This is a genomic window from Microcoleus sp. C2D2, assembly GCF_036702495.1.
Taxonomy (GTDB): Bacteria; Cyanobacteriota; Cyanobacteriia; order Cyanobacteriales; family Microcoleaceae; genus Microcoleus.
Genome location: NZ_JAUBTO010000306.1, coordinates 1 through 3,723 on the forward strand (window position 1 = coordinate 1; position 3,723 = coordinate 3,723).

General features: G+C 46.2%; 5 protein-coding genes. 1 reads left to right on the top strand and 4 read right to left on the bottom strand.

Going from position 1 to position 3,723, the window contains the following annotated elements; genetic code table 11:
- Positions 1-361: 361 nt before the first annotated feature.
- The 4 genes from QUB61_RS38340 to QUB61_RS38355 form a co-directional block, all read right to left on the bottom strand.
- A complete protein-coding gene (locus tag QUB61_RS38340; RefSeq protein ID WP_333136604.1) occupies positions 362-682 on the bottom strand; it encodes a hypothetical protein in 321 nt (106 codons plus the stop codon).
- A 2-nt stretch (positions 683-684) separates the two neighbouring features.
- Entirely contained in the window at positions 685-1,137 is a 453-nt protein-coding gene (locus QUB61_RS38345; protein WP_333136606.1) for a DNA/RNA non-specific endonuclease, read from the bottom strand.
- A gap of 409 nt (positions 1,138-1,546) precedes the next feature.
- Positions 1,547-1,855, bottom strand: coding sequence for an SDR family oxidoreductase (locus QUB61_RS38350; protein WP_333136609.1), 309 nt, complete (start codon positions 1,853-1,855; stop codon positions 1,547-1,549).
- A gap of 2 nt (positions 1,856-1,857) precedes the next feature.
- Complete coding sequence (locus QUB61_RS38355; protein WP_333136611.1) at positions 1,858-2,496, bottom strand: SDR family NAD(P)-dependent oxidoreductase; 639 nt, start codon at positions 2,494-2,496, stop codon at positions 1,858-1,860.
- Between the two features lie 323 nt (positions 2,497-2,819).
- On the opposite strand from QUB61_RS38355, the gene QUB61_RS38360 reads away from it, so the two are divergent.
- The gene (locus QUB61_RS38360) at positions 2,820-2,969 is read left to right on the top strand and encodes a hypothetical protein (protein ID WP_333136613.1); all 150 of its coding nucleotides are present in this window, start codon (positions 2,820-2,822) and stop codon (positions 2,967-2,969) included.
- Positions 2,970-3,723 lie beyond the last annotated feature (754 nt).

The window sequence follows — 3,723 nt, forward strand, 5'->3', positions numbered from 1 at the left end:
ACCCAGTTACAAAACTGTTCCCACAGATTGGCGCTTTCGCGCTGTTGTAAGGTCGTGGTCATGTGTTTATGATTGCTTTATTTGGTTTTCAATGTTCGGATGATGTTTCTATTATTAACGGTATCCTTAGTGTTTGTAAAGGGGTCTAGCGACAGTTAAACTGATGCGGGTCATAAGCTGAGGTTATGTTTAGTCTATGGGTATCGGCGTAGAGCATTATTGACTGTCAACTTTACTCTCAATGATTTGCTGAACTTGTGGCGATACATTAGATAAGAAATTCAACCCCCTTTCCCGCTCTACTTGCTTCACCGATACTCGAAAACGGCGTTGCTGAATACAGGTATGAATTCAAGATTTCCTAAGTGCTATAAGCCAAGTAGGGTAAGTTTTGTAACATCAAGCGAAAAGTTGATTCATACCGTGAATCAGCAACGCCTCGAAAACTTTTCCACCCCTTGCCTTGGACACGGCTATCATTGGGCATCATCACAGGGATCGCCTCCGAAGTGTTTGCTGTAACTCCCTGCAACCCCAACCCCTGTCTATCCAGCACCGCGATAACTTTCCAAGTCTTTGCCAGCACTGAGATTTTCTGCTTGAGTCGAAGCTGCTCTTCCTTCCCACCGGGCCGGCCGGATATGTAAAGTTCCTTGCCCGGCGCTGCACTAATTCCCGACAATACTAGGACAAGTCACCCCACACGTTTCTGTTAACTTTTGGCACTTGGGGCATCATATTAGACATCAAAAAGGTAGCGCTATTATCAACTTCGTAGCGGGTGCGATCGGCACTTGGTGCAATGTGTGCCCGGTCGTAGCCGCTTGCCGTGTAATCGGTCGATCGCACTTTGTACCAAGCAGCGGGGAGGGCATCGTCAGGGCGGAAGTTGTCTTGGCGATCTGCTGTTCCCATCCAAGATTTATTGAGCTGCCACGAAACCCAGTTGGCAGTGTGAGTTTTGTTGTAGGAAAGCCCGTACTGTGGCTTCACCATTAAATAGTTGTTGACGCTGGCAATGCTAGAAACTGCATGACTTGGATTGCCCAGGAGTAAATTGCGGTTATTGATGGCGCTCGCTGACTGGTCCTCTGGTTTCTGGTTTGGGCGTTGGACGTTGCACCCTTGGTTTCTCACGATGAATTTGAGGAAGTCGAGACGGCGGTGATGGCGCAGTCAGGTTGCAGCCGCTAACAATTCCTACCAACATCAAAGCGATCGCCCCCCGTTGCCACAATTTCCTCACTCTTAGCCGCTCCCATTCTCATCGCCCATACCAAGCTTAAATGAGGCGACTGTCACAATCATAGGTAAGCGTGTTGAGTTTATCAACTAGATTTTACAGTTTAAACATCTGAATATCTAGATGCTTGGATGTTTAGATGTTTGAGTGTTTAGATGTTTGAGTGTTTAGAAAAAGCCATCCATATTCTCTCTGCTCAGGAGCCTAGCCAGAGCGATCGAATCCTTTTCCCAAATCTCCTGTACATTTGCACTTTCAAAGAAGTAGCCAGCTTGGAAGATTACCGGGTACTTTTAAGGCGCTTCAAATCTGTGCCATACCGCCATCGACAAACAGCTCGATGCCGCTGACAAAGCTGCTGTCGTCGCAAGCGAGAAAGACAACGGCTTTGGCAATCTCATCCGGTGTGCCGACTCTTCCCAGGGGGAGATTATTGGCTGGGCTATCCACGAATTCTTGCACCTGCTCATCACTCAGTCCTGTGAGATAGTAGCCGGGAGTAGGAACAACGCCTGGACTAATGGCGTTAACCCGAATTTTGCGCTCTTTGAGGTCGAGAATCCAATTACGGGCCCGCCGAGCGCACGGCGGCTTTGGTAGCGCTATAAACACGCTCAGGCGGGGTTGCCTACCGTAGTATTCCCAGAGGCGTTCAGGATGATGGAAGCGCCCAGGGGCAATAGAGGCAGTACCTTCTGCACGGTGAACAGCAGACCTTTGACGTTAGTGTTGAACATTTTGTCAAAATGTTCTTCGGTGATTGCTCCGACGAGTGGGGCGAATTCTCCACTGCCAGCATTGGCGAAGACGACATCGAGGTGTCCTTGCTCTTGCTCGATTGTGGCGAATAGCCAATCGAGGTCTGCCAGATTAGAGACATCGCTCTGAACACCTGTGACATTTTCACCAATCTCTTTTACGGCAGCATCCAGTTCAGTTTGGCGACGACCCGTGATGAAGACATAGGCACCTTCGGCGACAAAGCGCTTAGCAGTCGCAAGACCGATGCCGCTGCAGCAGCCGGTGACAAGAGCGACTTTTCCTTCTAGTTTTTTCATGATGATAATGAACCCTGTGGTTGTTGAGTTTGAAAGAGCCGTCCGAAACTGCTCCTGGAAAATTGGATTTGCCCCGGTAGCAACTAGATGGATTGTAGAAGGTTCAAATGCTTGGATAGAATCTGTAGGAGTTTGGTCAAAAACAAATTCGAGAACTACCAGCCATGCCACTGCAAAACTTAATGTGTGTTTCACTCGACTGATGTTCACTCATGTTAGGGCATGAATAGATCCCAAATAAGTGCTATGGAACCCATGAGAGATTTTTTTAGCGAGCTCGGTTGAGCAGCCGATCGTCCCCAAAACCTCTTTTTGGGAGTGTTGAGTTTAAACCCACTCGATCGCTGCATTGCGATCGCCGTCTAGCATTAATCTTATCAAACAAGCTATGGAGGTAAGACAAGAACCAACAAGAGCATTGTTCTGGATCGTGCGGTAAAGGACACAAAGCTCAAAACCGAAGCTATGGAGTTGTTGGGGAAACTTGCACCCACCATTAAGCCGTGCTCAAATCGGTCATGCACCAAAAACAAGCGATCGCCTATTCTTTGGAACAAGCAGCTACGGTGTGGGGTTTAGGAGGTCAACCAGCCTCATATTCTGGGAAAGAGTACAGCCGACCTGGGGGGGTGACAACCAGCCCCAAACCCATAGTTAGTAAGGATTGAGCCTATTTGTGGTAAAAAAAGATAGGCAGCAGCATTGTTACACGCTTGCCTATCCAAAAAAATAATGATACTAACATTCTACCAGACTCATTTACAAAAATACCTGACGCCATCTCAGTTTCTGATGATGACAACCAAGTATCCTTGATGCAATCAGAAAAACAAGTGAGATTAGAACGGCTCTCCCTCCTCTTTTCCCTGCCTAATTACAGCTGAAAGTCGGCGGCGTAAATTACAAAGATTTTTAGATTTACCGAACTTAACGATCGAATTAATTTGGTTCCCATTAATTACTTATTGGTTGACCACTTATTGCCCTGTTGGTCAAAGCTTGTCAATCGCAATCGATCGCAGTCAATGGGGGTGTATTAATCTGTTTATGGTCAGCTTAATCTGGGAGCGAAGAGCAATTCCATTATACTGGTCATTGTTGCCAAAATAGGGAAGCAGCAACTTCGACGAACAAACTACAAATCTACAGCAAGTTTTACCATTGTTTTACCAATATAAAGTCATCGTTTTAGGAGGCCGTGAATTTTGTTCGATCGACTTGGGAAACTGGCTGAAAGAAAAGGGTGTGTCTTTTTGTTTGAGACTGAAGAGGAATCATTGTAAGTAGTTAAGCAAAATTAATTACATAATTTTCTCCAAATTCTTTAAGTATTTTTTCCACACAGGAAACAAGAGCTGGCCAGCTAGAATAGGCATTTATTTCGATCCATTCATATTTAATAAACCGCCACAGAATCTCAAT